The organism is Pyruvatibacter mobilis, from assembly GCF_012848855.1.
Classification (GTDB): Bacteria; Pseudomonadota; Alphaproteobacteria; order CGMCC-115125; family CGMCC-115125; genus Pyruvatibacter; species Pyruvatibacter mobilis.
The window spans coordinates 568,523-585,761 of sequence record NZ_CP051630.1 but is presented as its reverse complement, the minus strand read 5'-3'; the positions used below and the strand labels follow the sequence as shown (position 1 = coordinate 585,761).

Here is a 17,239-nt window from a genome sequence, read left to right as displayed (position 1 = left end):
CTCATGTCTGTCCACCCCCTCCACGCCATGGAACTCGACGGCCTCAAGGGCATCCGCCACGGCTTCTTCACCCGTGCCGGCGGTGTGTCCACCGGCATCTATCATGGTCTCAATTGCGGCCCCGGCTCCAATGACGACCCTTCCGCCGTTGAACTGAACCGCACCCGCGTCGCCATTCACCTTCAGGTGGCCCCGGAGAACCTGCTGTCGCTCTACCAGATCCACTCGGGCAAGGCCGTCACCGTCACCAAACCGTGGGACGCGGAGAACCGTCCGCAGGCGGACGGCATGGCGACCGCCACGCGCGGCCTCGCCCTCGGCATCCTTACCGCTGATTGCGCGCCCGTGCTGTTCGCCGACCCCAAGGCAAAGGTCATCGGCGCGGCCCATGCGGGCTGGCGCGGCGCGGCAGGCGGCATCGTCGAGGCAACGCTTGCGCAGATGGAGGGCCTGGGGGCCCGGCGCGCCGACACCATCGCCGTGGTCGGCCCGGCCATCAGCCAGGAGAATTACGAGGTCGGCCCGGACCTGCGCGACGAGGTGATGGCGCTTGATGCCGCCAATGAGCGCTTCTTCGTGCCGTCGGACCGGGACGGCCACTGGCGCTTTGACCTTGAGGCCTATGTGCTGGCCCGCCTGCGCGCGGCAGATGTGGGCACCATCGGCGGGCTGGGCGAATGCACCTATGCGGACGACCACCGCTTCTTCAGCTTCCGCCGCACCACCCATCGCGGGGAAAAGGATTATGGTCGGCAGATTTCGGTCATCACCCTGGCCTGACCCTCTCCGCCGCCCCGCCAATCCCCTATACTTTGCCAGCCGCCGGGAAACGTGATTCGATTCCCGGTCCCTGGTGCATGCCGCAACCCAGACCCTGACGCAGGACCCCGCCGCCCGATGACCCCGCTCCGGTCCCTTCTCACCGCTACCGCGCTGCTGCTGGCCACCGCCAGTTGCGGCAGCTGGGACAGCTGGAGCGATGAGGCGGAGAACCCGGTGGACACGACGGCGCTGGAGATCGCCCGCCCCGGCCTTGCCGTGGCCCCCATCATCGGTGTGCCGATCGATGCCTCCGCCCGGCTGACGGACCGCATCACCAATGCCGCCGCCTCCCGCGGCGTGCCCATGGCGACGGACAACCGGGCTGCGGGCTTCGACTATGTGCTCGAGGGCACGGCGTCGGCCCGGCAGACGGACCAGGGCACCGTGCTTGCCTTCGCCTGGGACCTAACCGACGCCGACGGCATCCGCCGCCACCGCTTTATCGATACGCAGCTCGTCCCCACCCGCTCGCCGGACGTGGCCTGGAGCGCTGCCGGGGAAGCCTCGCTGACCCAGGTCGCTTCCGCCGTCGCCAACGAGCTGGCAGGCTTCTATGCGCAGCAGGCCGCCCTCACCGGCGCGTCCCCCATTACCACCGCCGCCCTGCCGGACGCCGCAGCTGCCACACCCACCCCGCCCGCGCCGGTTGAACTGACAGCCCCCGTCACCCTGCATCTGCGCAGCGTTGCCGGGGAACCGCGATCCGCCCCCGCCGTGCTGGCCCCCGCCCTGCGCCGCGCCTTCCTCGACAAGGGTGCCAACCTCGTGGCCGCGCCCGAGCCCGGTGTACTGCTGGTGACCGGCTCCATGGTGGTGCGCCCGTCCTCCGCCGGTGGTGACATGGTGACCCTGCAATGGGACATCACCCGCTCCGGTGGCGCGCCCGTCGGCTCCGTCATGCAGGAGCGCCTGTTCGGCCCCGGCGAGCTTGAAACCGGCTGGGCTGCCGCAGGGCCGGAGGCCGCCGCCGACGCCGTGCGCGCCGTCTATGCGCTGGTCAGCCCCACCCACGACACCAGCGGCCGCGACACAAGGGCAACAGCCGCTGCCCTAAAGGAGCTTCGCGGGTTTACATCGCCGGATACGAATTGATACAACGCGCGCGCTGACAGGCCGTCACGTAACTGTCACGGCCTGTTGGCCTCATAGCACTCCATCGCTCGCCTGAAGGGGCCCGCGACAAAAGCGCGGGATACGGGATCCGAATGAAGCTTCTTGCCGGCAACTCCAACCGGGCGCTGAGCGAAGCCATCGCCGCCTATCTCAACGTGCCGCTCACCAAGGCCGTTGTCCGCCGCTTTGCCGACATGGAGGTCTTCGTCGAGATCCAGGAGAATGTGCGCGGCGAGGATGCCTTCGTCATCCAGTCGACCTCCTATCCGGCCAACGACCACCTGATGGAGCTGCTGATCTGCATCGATGCACTGAAGCGCGCCAGCGCCCGGCGCATCACCGCGGTGATCCCCTATTTCGGCTATGCCCGCCAGGACCGGAAACCCGGGCCCCGCACGCCCATCTCCGCCAAGCTCGTCGCCAATCTGGTGACCCATGCCGGGGCTGACCGGGTGCTGACGGTTGACCTGCACGCCGGGCAGATCCAGGGCTTCTTCGATATCCCGACCGATAACCTCTTTGCCGCCCCCGTCCTCACCAAGGACATCCAGGACAACCTCAACGGCAAACCGCTGATGGTCGTCTCCCCCGATGTGGGCGGCGTGGTGCGCGCCCGCGCCATCGCCAAGCGCATCGACGCGGACCTCGCCATCGTCGACAAGCGCCGCGAGCGCGCCGGCGAAAGCGAAGTGATGAACATCATCGGTGACGTGGACGGCCGCTCCTGCATCCTGGTCGACGACATCGTCGACAGCGCCGGCACCCTGTGCAACGCCGCCCAGGCCCTGCTCGACAAGGGCGCCACGGAAGTGTCCGCCTATGTGACCCACGGCGTCCTGTCCGGCGGCGCCGTTGCCCGCGTGTCGTCGTCCAAGCTCAAGAACCTGGTCATCACCGACACCATCCAGGCGACCGAAGCCGTGCGCGTGGCCCACAATATCCGCGTGGTCTCCATCGCCCCGCTGATCGGCGAAGCCATGCACCGCATCGCCGAGGAACGCTCGGTCTCGAGCCTGTTCGACTAGGCAGCAGCGCCTGATTTCTGTCCCCGCAGGGAACAAAGCCCTCGCCTCACCTGTTTTGACGGTTACGTCAGAACCTGCGCGGGCGCTTTCATGTTTCAGCCGACAGACCCAGCGTCCGACCTCCCCGGCCGCATCGACCTCAACCCCGCCTCCATGGTGGAAAAGGTGGATGGCTGGGTCGACGGGCTGATCTTCATTGCGCCCAATCTCCTCGTCGCCATTGTGCTCATCATCGGCGCGTTCTTCACGTCCGGCGCCATCCGCAGCGTCATCATCCGCCGTGCCAACAAGCGTGGCCGCCGCGATCTGGGCATGATGCTCGGCGGCCTGGCCCGGTGGACAATCATCGTGGTCGGCGTGCTGGTGGCCGCGACTATCGTCATGCCGACACTCAACCCCGGCGATTTGATCGCGGGCCTCGGCATCGGCTCCGTCGCCATCGGCTTTGCCTTCAAGGATATCCTGCAAAACTGGCTTGCCGGCATGCTGATCCTGTTGCGCCAGCCCTTCGAGATAAACGACCAGATCGTCGTCAACGGCTATGAGGGCACGGTCGAGCGCATCCTCACCCGGTCGACCCTCATCAGGACCTATGACGGCCTGCGGGCTGTCATTCCCAACAGCGACATTTACACAAGCGCGGTCCTGGTAAAGACAGCCCATGACCTGCGCCGCAGCCAGTACGATATCGGCATCGGCTATGGCGACGGCGTCGAGCAGGCCCGTGATGTGGTGCTTGAAGCCCTCAGGACCATCCCGGAGATCAAGACCGACCCCGCCCCGGAGGCGCTGGTGTGGGATCTGGCCGCAAGCTGGGTCACCATCCGCGCCCGCTGGTGGACCGACAGCCGCCGCGCGGACGTGGTGCAGGTGCGCGGCCAGGTGGTGACGGCAGTCAAGCATGCGCTGGACGAGGCAGGCATCGATATGCCTTACGAGACCAATGTCATGCTGTTCCATGACCAGACCGAAGAAACCGATGGTGACCGTGACGCCCAGCGCGAAGGCTGGCCTGCCCCCCGCGACACCGACAAGCCCAAACCGCGCTGGAAAGCCACCATGGAAACCGTAACCGTGGCCGATCCACCGGACGACACGCTGGAAAACAGGCAAAAAGCCGCTGCGCGGCCGCCATCCTCCGCCCAGTGAGACCAGCCGTCGCGCGAACGCATCCCCCGCTTGCCCTGCCGGTCATTTTCCCCTAAAACCCCGCCACCAAAGCCTTTTCCGCACCCCTGGAGGGGAGAAGGTGGATGGAAAGGACGGCGGGTCCCGCATCGTTCGGGCCCAGACGCCGTCCTTTTGTTTTGACGCTCATTCAATGGAGACGACCAATGGCACAGACCATGGCGTTGACCGCTGAGCGCCGCGACCGTGCCGGCAAGGGGGCCGCACGGGCAACACGGCGTGAGGACAAGGTTCCTGCGGTCATTTACGGCGACAAGAAAGAACCGACCCTGATCAAGGTCGAGAAGCGCGAAGTTACCAAGCTCTGGAACACGGGCAACTTCATGTCCACGCTCCTGGAGCTGGACGTGGAAGGCGAAAAGACCCGCGTTATCGCCCGCGACGTGCAGCTTGACCCTGTGCGTGACTGGGTGATCCACGTGGACTTCCTGCGCCTCGGCAAGGGCTCGCGGATCAACGTGATGATCCCGGTCCACTTCATCAATGAAGACCAGAGCCCCGGCATCGACAAGAAGAAGGGCGTGCTCAACGTGGTGCGTCACGAAGTCGAGCTGAAGGTTCCCGCTTCCGACATTCCGGAAGAACTGGTGATCGACCTCACCGGCAAGGAAATCGGCGACTCGATCCACATTTCCCATGTGGACCTGCCCGCCGGTGCCAAGCCGACCATCACCGACCGCGACTTCACCATCGCCACCATCGCCGCCCCGACCATCGCGGTTGCGGATGACGAAGGCGACGCCGAAGGCGAGGACAGCGGCGAGGAAGCCGCAGCGGAGGAAGGCGGCGAGGAGTAATCCTCCCCTCCCCGCACCAGCGACACGGCCGGGCGGGCATCTGCCCCTATCAGATGCCCGCCCGCCCCGCCGGTTTCAGGCAGCGGACGCCGACAGCGCGCTCCGGACTGACGCAAGACCGGCTCAAGACCGGCCAAAGACCCGCACCCTGAAGAGGACAGGCCCCGATGATCCTCATTGCCGGGCTCGGCAATCCCGGGCCGAAATACCAGAACCACCGACACAATATCGGCTTCATGGCCGTGGACGAGATCGCCCGCGCGCACGGCTTCGGCCCGTGGCGCGCCCGCTTCCATGGCGAGGTCGCCGAGGGGCGCATCGGCAGCGAAAAAATCCTGCTGCTCAAGCCGGCAACCTTCATGAATGAAAGCGGCGTTGCCGTTTCCGAAGCCGCCAATTTCTACAAGCTCGGCCCCAACGAGGTGTACGTCATCTATGACGAGATTGATCTCGCACCTGCGAAGATCCGCGTGAAGGCCGGCGGCGGCGCCGCAGGACACAACGGCATCCGCTCTATTGCAGCGCACTATGGCAAGGACTTCATACGCGTCCGTCTCGGCGTCGGCCACCCCGGCGACAAGAACCGCGTGCCCGGCTATGTGCTGCATGACTTCGCCAAAGCGGAGCTTCCCTGGGTAGACGCGCTGATCCGCGCGGTCAGCAATGCACTTCCGGACCTTGTGCAGGCGCGCGATTCCGAGTTCATGAACAGGGTAGCGCTCGACATGCGTGAGCAGGGCTTTGCCGAAAAGCCCGCGAAGAAAAAGACTGACACCAAGGCTGCCGCGGCAGTGCCTGGCAGCAAATCCGGAGACGATACCTGATGGGGTTCAAGTGCGGCATTGTGGGGCTTCCCAATGTGGGCAAGTCGACGCTGTTCAATGCGTTGACCAAGACGGCGGCAGCCCAGGCGGCCAACTACCCCTTCTGCACCATCGAGCCGAATGTGGGTGAGGTCGCGGTCCCCGAGCCGCGCCTGTTCAAGCTGGCGGACATTGCCACCTCCAAGGAAGTGATCCCCGCCCGCCTCACTTTCGTGGACATTGCCGGTCTGGTGAAGGGCGCAAGCCAGGGCGAAGGCCTCGGCAACCAGTTCCTCGCCAATATCCGCGAAGTGGACGCCATCGCCTATGTGCTGCGCTGCTTCGAGGATGACGACATCACCCATGTGGAAGGCCGCATCGACCCCACAGCCGATGCCGACGTGGTGGAAACCGAACTGATGCTGGCCGATCTCGACAGCCTTGAGCGCCGCATCGCCCCCCTCGAAAAGAAAGCCAAGTCCGGCGAGAAGGAAGCCAAGGCGCAGGTGGCGCTGATGGAAAAGGCGCTGGTGCTGCTGCGCGACGGCAAGCCCGCCCGCCTCGCCGACATCTCCGAGGACGAAGAGCAGGAGTGGAAGAAGCTCCAGCTGCTCACCTCCAAGCCGGTTCTGTACGTCTGCAACGTGGACGAGGCCTCAGCCGCCACCGGCAACGACTTCTCCAAGGCCGTTGCCGCCCGCGCCGAAGCGGAAGGGGCGGCCTTCGTCGTCATCTCCGCCAAGATCGAGGCCGAACTGGCCCAGCTCGATGACGAGGAAGCGGCCGAATATCTTGAATCCCTGGAGCTGGAAGAGCCCGGCCTCAACCGCCTCATCCGCTCCGGCTACGGGCTTCTGGGCCTGTGCACCTATTTCACCGCCGGGCCCAAGGAGGCCCGCGCCTGGACGATCCGCGCCGGCACCCGCGCGCCCCAGGCCGCCGGCGTGATCCACACCGATTTCGAGAAGGGCTTTATCCGTGCCGAGACGATAGGATACGAAGATTACGTATCCCTCGGCGGCGAGACTCAGGCCCGTGAAGCAGGCAAGATGCGTCTTGAGGGCAAGGACTACATTGTCCAGGACGGCGACGTGCTTCATTTCAGGTTCGCCAATTAGTCAGAGCGCCGTTTCAGCAGGCCAACTCAGCAGAGAGTCGGGATAAGCAAAAAGATGACAACCACACCGGAGCTTTACTGGGAGGATTTCCCGGTTGGGGAGGAAGTCACATTCGGCTCCTACCTCGTTCAGAAGGAAGAGATGATCGACTTCGCCAGCGAGTTCGATCCGCAGCCTTTCCATCTCAACGAAGAGATCGCCAAGACGTCCCTGCTCGGCGGCCTCGCCACCTCCGGCTGGCAGAACTGCGCCATCGCCATGCGCATCATGTGGGACGGCTATCTGCACAAATCCGCCTCCATGGGCGCCCCCGGCGTGGAAGAAGTGCGCTGGCGCAAGCCGGTCTATGCGGGCGACGTGCTCTCCATGACGCGCAAGACGCTCGAAAGCCGCCGCTCCAAGTCGCGCCCGGGCATGGGCCTCGTCCGCTTCATGTGGGAGATGTACAACCAGAACGGCGAACTCAAGATGACCATGGAAGGCTGGGCCATGTTCGAGTGCCGCACAAAAGAAGCTGCGGAGGCCTAGGTTCCATGTGGTTTGAAGATTTCAAGATCGGCTCGAAGATGGAGCTTGGCTCCTACACCTTCACGGAAGAAGAGATCATCCGTTTCGCCAGGAAATATGATCCCCAGCCCTTCCACGTAGACCCCGAAGCCGCCAAGAACGGCCCCTATGGCGGTCTCATCGCCTCCGGATGGCATACCAGCGCCACCTGGATGAAACTGATGATCGCCCTGCGCCAGTCCACCCCGCGCCCGGCTGAAGACGACAGCCCGCAGGGCGGCCCCTCCCCCGGCTTTTTCGACATGCGCTGGCCCAATCCCGTCCGCGCAGGCGACACCATCACCTATTCCGCTGAATGCGTGGAACTCGTCCCCCTCAAGTCGCGCCCCGAATGGGGCATCGTGCGCCATCGCAATGAGGGCTTTAATCAGGACGGTAAAATGGTGTTCCATTTCATCGGGCAGGGCCTGATGCCCCGCCGCGATCCGGGTGAGGACCTCTAGCCTCTCTATCCGATGCTGCCGGATCGCCGACGTGACACACGGAAGGGAACCGGAGCACCGACGGATGGCGCAGACGCAGAACGGCCGCAAGGGCCGGACGATTACCCTCAAGAGCCGCAGCGACGGGGCGGAACTCGCCGCCTATCATGCAACCCCGCCCCCCAGTATCGACCGCAAGGGCGGCCTGGTGCTGGTGCAGGAAATCTTCGGCGTCACCGACCATATCCGCGATCTGTGCGACGGCTTTGCCGCCGACGGCTACGAGGTCGTCGCCCCCTCTCTCTATGATCGCGAGGAGCCGGGCTTCGAGGCTTCCTACTCCGATGAAGATATCGCCCGCGCCATGAAGCTGCGTGACGCCGCAGGCTTCACCCACACAAAGGGCGACATTCAGGCGGCGATCGATTTCCTCCACACCCGGAACAATCTGCGCGTCCATATCACCGGCTATTGCTATGGCGGCTCGGTCGCCTGGCTGGCGGCCTGCCGCTGCAAGGGGCTGACATCCGCCGCCGGCTATTACGGCCGCCACGTCATCGACTTCATCGGCGAAGAGCCCAAATGCGAGACGATCCTGCATTTCGGCGAGCAGGATCAGACCATCCCCATGGACTGGGTCCGCGAGATCGAGGCCGAGCACCCGGAAGTCCGCGTCTATGTCTATGACGCCGACCACGGCTTCAACTCCGACCGCCGCAAGAATTACGACGAAGACGCCACCGCCCAGGCCCGCGAACGCACGCTCGAACTGTTCGAGATGGCGGATTTGTAAAAACACATCTGCTGTCCCCCAAATACCCCTCTCCCCTCGCGGGAGAGAGAGGGGCCCGCGTGCGTCAGCACGTGGGAGGGTGAGGGGTCAAAAACTTTGCCCGTCACGCAACACCAAGACCGTTTAACAAGCCGCCGCTGTACCCCTCACCCGGTGCTCACGCACCGACCTCTCCCGCAAGGGGAGAGGTGACTGGCTCCGGCGACAGGGAAGAAACACCTGCTCAGGCACGGGGACAGAGACCCTCCGGTCAAGCCGGAGGGTGAGCGGGATCGGAGGGACGGATTGCTTTGGAGAACCGCTGGACCCATCAGAGCAACGGCCTTCCCCAAAACCCCTCTCCCCTTGCGGGAGAGGGAGGGGCCCGCGTGCGTCAGCACGTGGGAGGGTGAGGGGTCGAAAACTCTGCCCGTCACCCCCGCCCTAGAGCAGCGGCTTCAGCTGTCCGATCAGGTCCGCCTTGCGCTCCGCCGTCATCGGCTCACGCTCGCCGATGCCCCATACGGGGCCGGGCCATGCGAAGTCGCCCTCGTGGCGCGCCACCACGTGAATGTGCAGCTGACGGACGATGTTGCCCAGCGCACCGGTATTCACCTTGGTGGGCTGTGCCACCTGCGCCACCGCGCGCGAGGCACCAACCATCTCCGCCATCAATTGCTGCTGCTGATGCGGGCCGAGATCATGCAGCTCCACCGCATGGGCCACCCGCGGCACCAGGATCAGCCACAGGGTGCGCGCGTCATCGCGCAGGAGCAGGTCGCACAGCGGCAGGGAGGCAATCAGCACCCCTTCATCCGCCAGCCGCGGGTCGAGCCGGAACGGATCGCTCATCGCCCCTGCTCCGGATAAAGCCCCGAGAGCCCCTCAGCGCTTGCGGCGCACACGCCGCGCTCGGTGATCAGCCCCGTCACCAGCCGCGCGGGCGTGACGTCAAAGGCCGGGTTGCCCGCAGGCGACCCGGGGGCGGCTATATCCACATGCACCACCCCGCCCCTGCCGTCTCGGCCCGCCATGCGCGTCACTTCCTCGGCGCCGCGCTCCTCGATGGGGATGTCGCGGCCATCATGCAGGGTCCAGTCGATGGTCGTGCCCGGCAGGGCCACATAGAACGGCACGTCATTGTCATGCGCTGCCAGCGCCTTGAGATAGGTGCCGATCTTGTTGGCCACATCGCCTGACGCCGTGGTGCGGTCCGTGCCGACGATGCACATATCCACCTGCCCGCGCTGCATCAGATGCCCGCCCGCATTGTCGACGATGATCCGGTGCGGCACGCCATGCGCGCCCAGCTCATAGGCCGTCAGCGCAGCACCCTGGTTGCGCGGCCGCGTCTCATCCACCCACACATGCACGTCGATGCCCTTGTTGAAGGCCATGTAGATAGGGGCAAGCGCCGTGCCCCAGTCCACCGTCGCCAGCCAGCCCGCATTGCAATGGGTCAGGATATTGACCGGCCCGCCCTGTTTGCCAGCGGCAATCTTCTCGATCAGCGCAAGCCCGTGACTGCCGATGGACCGGCAGGTTTCCACATCCTCGTCGCAGATCTCCCCGGCCCGCGCCTTCGCCATGGCCACCCGCGTATCCGGCGCCGCGGGCCGCAGCCGGGCAAGCATGTCGTTGATCGCCCAGCGCAGGTTGACGGCTGTCGGCCGTGTCGCCAGCAGCACCTCTGCGGCCCTGTCCAGCGCCTCGTCGGACGGATCTGCCAGCAGCGCCAGCCACAGCCCATAGGCTGCCGTCGCCCCGATCAGCGGGGCACCGCGCACCTGCATGGTGACGATCGCCCGCGCCGCATCATCAAGCGTGCGCAGCACGGCCGCCTCGAAGACATGGGGCAAAAGGGTCTGGTCGATGATCTCGACCGAGGCCCCGTCCTCACCGGGCCAGATGGTGCGGTAGGCGGTGCCGTTGATCTGCATGGGAACGCCTTTCAGCCGGAGGCTTATTCGCCTTCAAATTCACACAGGGTCTGCACTTCCACGCCCAGCGCCTCGATGCGCTTGCGGCCGCCGAGATCCGGCAGGTCGATAACGAAGCTCGCCGCAATCACCTCGCCCTCGGCCTGGCGGATCAGCTTGATCGCCGCCTCGGCGGTACCGCCGGTGGCAATCAGATCATCCACCACCAGCACGCGCTGGCCGGGCGTTACCGCGTCGATATGCATCTCCACCATGTCGGTGCCGTATTCGAGCGCGTATTCGACGCCGATGGTCTCCGCCGGCAGCTTGCCCTTCTTGCGGATCGGCACGAAGGGCTTGCCCAGCTGGTGCGCCACCGCACCGCCCAGGATGAAGCCGCGCGCCTCGATGCCCGCCACCACGTCCACCTGGTTCACCACATGCAGCTGCACCAGATCATCGATCGTGCAGCGGAAACCGCGCGCATCGTTCAAGAGCGTCGTCACATCCCGGAACATGATGCCCGGCTTGGGATAATCGGGAATGGTCCGGATGAGGTCTTTGATATCCATGGGATCGGTCTCGAAATCTGAAATGTGAAATCAGGAAGAGGAAAGCACGCGGCCCGCCACCGCGTCGAGCTTGGCGATAAGCGCGGGGTCGCGCGCCTCGGGGGCCGTGATCAGCGCCGTGTCCAGCGTCGTGTCGGCACCCGACGAGCACGCGCCGCGCTCCCGCGGGAAGTTGCGCGCCAGATGCGTCACCAGCTCCACTGCGTTGGCGGCATTGCCGTGCATCACCTCGAGGATGTCGGTGACCTCCACATTGTCATGCTCCGGGTGCCAGCAGTCGAAATCCGTCACCATGGCCACCGTCGCATAGGGAATCTCGGCTTCCCGCGCCAGCTTGGCCTCCGGCATGTTGGTCATGCCGATCACGTCACACCCCCACTGGCGGTACAGGTTGCTCTCGGCGAGGGACGAGAATTGTGGCCCCTCCATGCACAGATAGGTGCCGCCGCGTGACACTACCTTGATGCCCGCAGCCTTCGCCGCCTCTTCCGCATGGTCCTGCAGGCGCGAAGCCACCGGGTGCGCCATGGAGACATGGGCCACCAGCCCGTTGCCGAAGAAGCTCTTCTCGCGGGCAAAGGTCCGGTCGATGAACTGGTCCACTAGCACGAAGGCGCCCGGCGGCAGATCCTCGCGGAATGATCCGCAGGCGGAAATCGAGATGATGTCCGTCACCCCGGCCCGCTTCATGATGTCGATATTGGCGCGGTAATTGATACCCGACGGCGACAGCCGGTGCCCGCGCCCGTGGCGCGGCAGGAACACCACCTTCTGCCCTTCCAGCTCACCGATATTGAGCGCGTCGGACGGTGTGCCCCACGGGCTGTCGAACGCGGTCCACGCGGCATTCTTCAGCCCCGGATGGTCATAGACCCCCGAGCCGCCGATGATCCCCAGAACGGTTTCCATGCAATCTCTCCCCGGCAGGGCCCCCGCCCCGCCACATGTGCTGTCTCAGCAAAAAGGCCGTCCGGTTTTAGCGGACGGCCTTTTAAATTCAATCCCGATACGGAACTGCGTGTCGAATGATGCTGACCTTAGTGCTGGTCAGACCAGATCTTGCGCTGGGTGAAGTAGAGCAGGCCCGCCAGGATGACCAGGAAGGTCATCACCATGAAGCCCGTCTGCTTGCGGGCTTCGAGCTTCGGCTCGGCTGCCCAGTGCAGGAAGGCCGTCACGTCCTTGGACATCTGCTCGACCGTGGCCGGCGTGCCATCCGCATAGGACACGGAGTCCTCGTAGATCGGCTGTGCCATGGCGATCTGATGACCCGGGAAATAGACGTTGTAGTTCAGACCCGGCCCCACCTCGAAACCGGCCGGGGCGTCTTCGTAGCCCGTCAGCAGGGAATAGAGATAGTCGGCACCCCCGTCACGCGCCTTGGTCATCAGCGACAGGTCCGGCGGCAGTGCGCCGCCATTGGCCAGCTTGGCCAGCTGCTCGTTCTCGAACGGCGACTTGAAGGCATCCTTCGGCAGGCCGGGACGCTCGAACATGTCGCCCTCGTCATTCGGGCCGTCGGTGATCTGGTAGCCCGCCGCAATCGCCTTGACCTCGGCCTCGGAGAAGCCGGGGCCGCCCGCATCGCCGAGGTTGCGGTACTTGACGTATTTCAGGCTGTGACAGGCGGCACAGACTTCCTTGTAGACCTGGAAGCCGCGCTGCAGGGCAGCCCGGTCGAAGGTGCCGAACGGCCCTTCCCAGCTCCAGGACACGTCCTTGGGAGCAACACTATCACCCGCTGCGACCGCAGCGCTGGCCCCGCCGAGTGCCAGGGCGGCAGCGCCCACAAGGGCAAAGGCCGTCCGGCGCAGGGTGGATGAAGGCTTCGAAAATGAAGTACGGCGCATCTGCGTCCCTTCCATCAATTAGGCGTTGCGGTCAGGCGCGGCAGCGGCACCGGCGGGGGCGGAACCGCCACCCGAATGGGCCTTGCTCTCAGCCAGGACAGCGTCGGAAATGCTCGTCGGCACCTCGCGCGGGGTCTCAACCAGCCCGAGCACGGGCAGGATGATGATGAAATGCGCGAAGTAGTAAGCAGTGAGGATCTGGGCCGCGAGCACGTAGCCGCCTTCCGCCGGCTGCGCACCGAGCCAGCCGAGGCCGAGGCACACGAGGACGAAGATCCAGAAGAACTGCTTGTAGATCGGACGGTACCGGGCCGACTTCACCTTGGAGGTGTCGAGCCACGGCAGGAAGAACAGGATGGCGATGGAGCCGAACATGGCAATCACGCCACCGAGCTTCGCGTCGATCGGGCCGATGTTGAAGGTGATGGCACGCAGGATCGCGTAGAACGGCAGCAGGTACCATTCCGGAACGATATGCGCCGGGGTCACCAGCGGATTGGCTTCCACGTAGTTCACCGCGTGGCCAAGCACGTTCGGGTCGTAGAACACGAAGTAGGCGAACAGGATCGCGAAGATGGTCAGCGCGAAGGCGTCCTTCATCGTGTAGTACGGGTGGAACGGCACCGTGTCCTGCGCGTCCTTCACTTCAACGCCGGTCGGGTTGTTGTTGCCCGGCACGTGCAGCGCCCAGATGTGAAGGAACACCACGCCCGCGATCATGAAGGGCAGCAGGTAGTGCAGCGAGAAGAAGCGGTTGAGCGTCGCATTGTCGATGGCGAAGCCGCCGACGAGCCAGGTCTGCAGGCCCTCACCCACAAGCGGGATGGCGCCGAACAGGCTGGTGATGACGTTAGCGCCCCACAGGCTCATCTGGCCCCACGGCAGCAGGTAGCCGAGGAAGGCAGTGCCCATCATCAGCAGGTAGATGATGACGCCGAGGATCCAGAGAACCTCGCGCGGTGCCTTGTAGGAGCCGTAATAGAGGCCACGGAAGATGTGCAGGTAAACGGCGAGGAAGAACATCGACGCGCCGTTGGCATGCACATAGCGCAGCAGCCAGCCATAGTTCACGTCACGCATGATCTTCTCGACGCTGGCGAATGCCATGTCGACATGCGCGGTGTAATGCATGGCGAGAATGATGCCGGTCACGATCTGCACAGCGAGGCAGAAGGTGAGGATGCCGCCGAAGGTGTACCAGTAGTTCAGGTTCTTCGGGGTCGGGAAGTTGATGGCGGTGTCGTGCGCAACCCGCATGAGCGGCAGTCGCTCATCCATCCAGCGCGCAAAGCCGTTGGACGGCTGATATGTCGATTCGTGAGCCATGAAATGCCTCGTCTATTTGCGTGCTAAGCGGGATCAGCCGATGCGGATACGCGTATCGGTCAGGAAGGCGAGCGGCGGGACCGGGAGGTTCTCCGGTGCCGGGCCACGGCGGATACGGCCGGCCACGTCGTAATGCGAGCCGTGGCACGGGCAGAACCAGCCGCCGAAGTCACCCTGGTTGGACAGCGGCACACAGCCCAGATGCGTGCACACGCCGACCAGCACGAGCCACTTCTCGGTGTCGGAGGCGGCACGGTTGATGTCTTCGGCCCCTGCATCGTCCGGCACATTGGCGTTACGCGCGAACGGGTCCGGCAGCTCGTCCATGGAAACCGACTTGGCTTCCTCGATCTCGGCCGGGGTCCGGTGACGGATGAAAATCGGCTTGCCGCGCCACATGACCGTCACCACCTGGCCTTCAGCAATATTGCTGATGTCCACCTCGATGGAGGCAAGTGCCCGGGTCGAGGCGTCGGGGTTCATCTGGTCGATCAGCGGCCAGACGGCGAAGGCGCCGCCCACGGCCGCGAAAGCGCCGGTGGCCACATACAGAAAATCGCGGCGGGTGGGCTCTTCGCCACCTGCGGTCTGGGCTGGAGTCGCGTCTGCCAACGGAAATGTCCTCCGGACTAATAGTCGTAGGCCGCACCCCTCCCCCAATGGACAGGCACGGCGATAGATGCCAGCAACGAATACGACGCGGCGAATAACCGAGTGCCGGGACTCAACTCATGCGCTTCGTAGAAAAAGCAGGCGCGTCGCGTCGTTCTTTTGCCACCGCGAAAGCTAAATTGTCCACCCCCGGCCGGTTATGTGTCACGATGCCGCAAGTTTTTTCCGCCAAGCCACTGATAAGTCAGGAAAAAGCGCCCCGGCACCCGGCCCGGGCACGGTTTCCCGGCCGCCTGAAATCGGCAGTATTCCGCGAGTCACCCGATGCGCCTTGCGCTCTATGAGCCCGATATCCCTCAAAATGCCGGCACCATCATGCGGCTGGCCGCCTGCATGGGCGTTCCGGTGGAGATCATCGAGCCCTGCGGCTTTACCCTGTCCGACCGCCGCTTCCGCCGCGCGGGCATGGACTATCTCGATCACCTGGACCTCACGGTTCATCCCGCCTGGGACGCTTTCAGCGCCGCCCCGCCGCGCCATGACGGCCGGCTGATCCTGCTCACCACGCGGGCCGGGACCGCCCACACGGATCATGCCTTTGTCCCCGGCGACACCCTGCTGCTGGGCCGCGAGAGCGCCGGGGTGCCCGATCACGTGCACGCAACGGCGGATGCCTGCGTCAAAATACCCATGCTGGACGTGCCCGGTTTGCGCTCGCTCAATGTTGCTGTCGCAGCCGCCATGGTACTCGGCGAGGCACTGCGCCAGACGGGCGGCTACCCGCCGCTTGCCCCGGCAAACGCATCCGGCTCCGGCCTGAACAGCCCCGCCGGCATGAAGACAATCGAAGAAGTGGAGTAACCCCCCGTGAGTGATGCAGCCCTCTCCCCGGCCCCGGCCGACTATGTCAGCGAAGACCACAAGGCCCGGGCAGCCGCCTGGTTCCGCCAGCTGCGCGACGAGATCTGCGCAAGCTTCGAGAAGCTGGAGGACGAGCTCACCGGCACCAATGCCGACAAGCCCGCCGGACGCTTCGAGTGCACGCCGTGGCAGCGCGGCGAGGCAGGCGAGGACAAGGGCGGCGGCGAAATGTCGATCATGAAGGGCCGCGTCTTTGAAAAGGTCGGCGTTCACATCTCCACCGTCTATGGAGAGTTCTCCGAGGAGTTCCGCCAGCAGATCCCCGGCGCCGAGGAAGACCCGCGTTTCTGGGCCTCGGGCATTTCCCTGATCGCCCATATGTGGAACCCCCACGTGCCCGCCGTGCACATGAACACCCGCCACGTGGTCACAACCAAGGGCTGGTTCGGCGGCGGCGCCGACCTGACGCCGGTGCTCAACCGCTACCGCACCCAGGACTTTGAGGATTCCGTCGAATTCCACGCTGCCATGAAGGCTGCCTGCGACCCGCATGGCGCCGATTATCACGACCGCTTCAAGCAGTGGTGCGACGAATATTTCTTCCTGCCCCACCGCAACGAGCCGCGCGGCATCGGCGGCATCTTCTATGACCGCCACAACACCGGCGACTGGGACGCGGACTTCGCCTTCACCCAGGATGTGGGCCGCGCCTTCCGCGACATCTATCCCGGGCTCGTCCGCAAGCGGATGAATGATCCGTGGACGGAAGAAGAGCGCGACGAACAGCTCGTCCGCCGTGGCCGCTATGTGGAGTTCAACCTGCTCTATGACCGCGGCACCACCTTCGGCCTCAAGACCGGCGGCAATGTGGATTCGATCCTCTCCTCCATGCCGCCCGAGGTGAAGTGGCCGTAAGCGCTGCCAGCACGCGGACAGAGGACAAAAGACAAAGGGGACGGCTCAGCAAGAGCCGTCCCCTCTTTTATGTGCCGGGGCCCGGTCCAGGGGTGGCGCACATGCGCATCCGAAGGGGTGCAGGAGGCAGGTGCGGGGACCACACCCCGGCAGCATCACGCGTGGCCGGCAAGGCGGCCTCAGTCCTTGTAGTCGGTGCCGCGATACTTCATGTCGTGGCCGTGCTTGGGATCTTCGTGATGGGCCTTGTAGGAGGAGCCGCGGTAATTCACCTTCTCGCCCTCCTTGTATTCGTGGTGGGCATCAACGTCCTTGTTGCCCTTCTTCACTTCCGTGCCGCGATAGATTTCTTTCTCAGACATTTGGTCACTCCATCATCGAGGGACGTCATGGCGCGTCAGCCATGAGGTGTGGCCCCGCCTGCGAGGGACCGGCGGAGACATTTGCCGCCTGGCGGACACCAGACACCTCGTCCCGGTTGCTGCAAATCGGCCGGACGGGCCCAAACAGGCCCTCCGCCGGCTTGAGCTTTTGACGCATGCCCGATGCGGCGGCTC

20 protein-coding genes are annotated in these 17,239 nt (G+C 64.9%); 12 read left to right on the top strand and 8 right to left on the bottom strand.

Features of this window, described 5'->3' with window-relative positions:
• The first annotated feature begins 3 nt into the window (after positions 1-3).
• The 10 genes from pgeF to HG718_RS02700 all read left to right on the top strand — a co-directional run bounded on the left by pgeF (position 4) and on the right by HG718_RS02700 (position 8,648).
• Positions 4-780 carry a peptidoglycan editing factor PgeF gene (gene pgeF, locus HG718_RS02745; RefSeq protein ID WP_244617819.1) on the top strand — a complete coding sequence of 259 codons (777 nt, stop codon included), beginning with the start codon at positions 4-6 and terminating at the stop codon, positions 778-780.
• Between the two features lie 117 nt (positions 781-897).
• Positions 898-1,914, top strand: coding sequence for a hypothetical protein (locus tag HG718_RS02740; RefSeq protein WP_027844728.1), 1,017 nt, complete (start codon positions 898-900; stop codon positions 1,912-1,914).
• Positions 1,915-2,027: 113 nt separating this feature from the next.
• The gene (locus HG718_RS02735; protein ID WP_027844727.1) at positions 2,028-2,960 is read left to right on the top strand and encodes a ribose-phosphate pyrophosphokinase; all 933 of its coding nucleotides are present in this window, start codon (positions 2,028-2,030) and stop codon (positions 2,958-2,960) included.
• 90 nt (positions 2,961-3,050) lie between these two features.
• Positions 3,051-4,109 (top strand): mechanosensitive ion channel family protein, encoded by a 1,059-nt coding sequence (locus HG718_RS02730; protein ID WP_160589014.1) that lies wholly within the window; start codon positions 3,051-3,053, stop codon positions 4,107-4,109.
• Positions 4,110-4,294: 185 nt separating this feature from the next.
• Positions 4,295-4,945, top strand: coding sequence for a 50S ribosomal protein L25/general stress protein Ctc (locus tag HG718_RS02725; RefSeq protein ID WP_027844726.1), 651 nt, complete (start codon positions 4,295-4,297; stop codon positions 4,943-4,945).
• Positions 4,946-5,112: 167 nt separating this feature from the next.
• On the top strand, positions 5,113-5,769 hold the full coding sequence (pth, locus tag HG718_RS02720; RefSeq protein WP_160589015.1) for an aminoacyl-tRNA hydrolase: 657 nt from the start codon (positions 5,113-5,115) through the stop codon (positions 5,767-5,769).
• Entirely contained in the window at positions 5,769-6,866 is a 1,098-nt protein-coding gene (gene ychF, locus HG718_RS02715; protein WP_160589016.1) for a redox-regulated ATPase YchF, read from the top strand. The genes pth and ychF overlap by 1 nt, the downstream gene beginning before the upstream one ends.
• Positions 6,867-6,920: 54 nt before the next feature.
• Positions 6,921-7,394 (top strand): MaoC family dehydratase, encoded by a 474-nt coding sequence (locus tag HG718_RS02710; protein WP_027844724.1) that lies wholly within the window; start codon positions 6,921-6,923, stop codon positions 7,392-7,394.
• 5 nt (positions 7,395-7,399) lie between these two features.
• Entirely contained in the window at positions 7,400-7,876 is a 477-nt protein-coding gene (locus HG718_RS02705; RefSeq protein WP_027844723.1) for a MaoC family dehydratase, read from the top strand.
• A 64-nt stretch (positions 7,877-7,940) separates the two neighbouring features.
• The gene (locus HG718_RS02700; RefSeq protein ID WP_160589017.1) at positions 7,941-8,648 is read left to right on the top strand and encodes a dienelactone hydrolase family protein; all 708 of its coding nucleotides are present in this window, start codon (positions 7,941-7,943) and stop codon (positions 8,646-8,648) included.
• A gap of 423 nt (positions 8,649-9,071) precedes the next feature.
• On the opposite strand, the gene HG718_RS02695 is transcribed toward HG718_RS02700, so the two are convergent.
• From HG718_RS02695 to petA, 7 genes are all read right to left on the bottom strand, one after another.
• Complete coding sequence (locus HG718_RS02695; RefSeq protein ID WP_160589018.1) at positions 9,072-9,479, bottom strand: HIT family protein; 408 nt, start codon at positions 9,477-9,479, stop codon at positions 9,072-9,074.
• Positions 9,476-10,567 (bottom strand): S-methyl-5-thioribose-1-phosphate isomerase, encoded by a 1,092-nt coding sequence (gene mtnA / locus HG718_RS02690; protein ID WP_160589019.1) that lies wholly within the window; start codon positions 10,565-10,567, stop codon positions 9,476-9,478. The genes HG718_RS02695 and mtnA overlap by 4 nt, the downstream gene beginning before the upstream one ends.
• A gap of 23 nt (positions 10,568-10,590) precedes the next feature.
• Positions 10,591-11,118, bottom strand: coding sequence for an adenine phosphoribosyltransferase (locus HG718_RS02685; RefSeq protein WP_027846141.1), 528 nt, complete (start codon positions 11,116-11,118; stop codon positions 10,591-10,593).
• Positions 11,119-11,148: 30 nt separating this feature from the next.
• A complete protein-coding gene (locus HG718_RS02680; protein ID WP_160589084.1) occupies positions 11,149-12,027 on the bottom strand; it encodes an S-methyl-5'-thioadenosine phosphorylase in 879 nt (292 codons plus the stop codon).
• A 128-nt stretch (positions 12,028-12,155) separates the two neighbouring features.
• On the bottom strand, positions 12,156-12,968 hold the full coding sequence (locus HG718_RS02675; protein ID WP_160589085.1) for a cytochrome c1: 813 nt from the start codon (positions 12,966-12,968) through the stop codon (positions 12,156-12,158).
• 18 nt (positions 12,969-12,986) lie between these two features.
• Complete coding sequence (locus HG718_RS02670) at positions 12,987-14,294, bottom strand: cytochrome b (RefSeq protein WP_027846144.1); 1,308 nt, start codon at positions 14,292-14,294, stop codon at positions 12,987-12,989.
• 33 nt (positions 14,295-14,327) lie between these two features.
• The gene (gene petA, locus HG718_RS02665) at positions 14,328-14,906 is read right to left on the bottom strand and encodes a ubiquinol-cytochrome c reductase iron-sulfur subunit (protein WP_027846145.1); all 579 of its coding nucleotides are present in this window, start codon (positions 14,904-14,906) and stop codon (positions 14,328-14,330) included.
• Between the two features lie 324 nt (positions 14,907-15,230).
• On the opposite strand from petA, the gene HG718_RS02660 reads away from it, so the two are divergent.
• Both HG718_RS02660 and hemF read left to right on the top strand, forming a co-directional pair.
• A complete protein-coding gene (locus tag HG718_RS02660) occupies positions 15,231-15,767 on the top strand; it encodes a tRNA (cytidine(34)-2'-O)-methyltransferase (protein ID WP_160589045.1) in 537 nt (178 codons plus the stop codon).
• Between the two features lie 6 nt (positions 15,768-15,773).
• Complete coding sequence (hemF, locus tag HG718_RS02655; RefSeq protein WP_160589046.1) at positions 15,774-16,682, top strand: oxygen-dependent coproporphyrinogen oxidase; 909 nt, start codon at positions 15,774-15,776, stop codon at positions 16,680-16,682.
• A gap of 179 nt (positions 16,683-16,861) precedes the next feature.
• On the opposite strand, the gene HG718_RS02650 is transcribed toward hemF, so the two are convergent.
• A complete protein-coding gene (locus HG718_RS02650; RefSeq protein WP_027846596.1) occupies positions 16,862-17,044 on the bottom strand; it encodes a hypothetical protein in 183 nt (60 codons plus the stop codon).
• Positions 17,045-17,239: the final 195 nt, after the last annotated feature.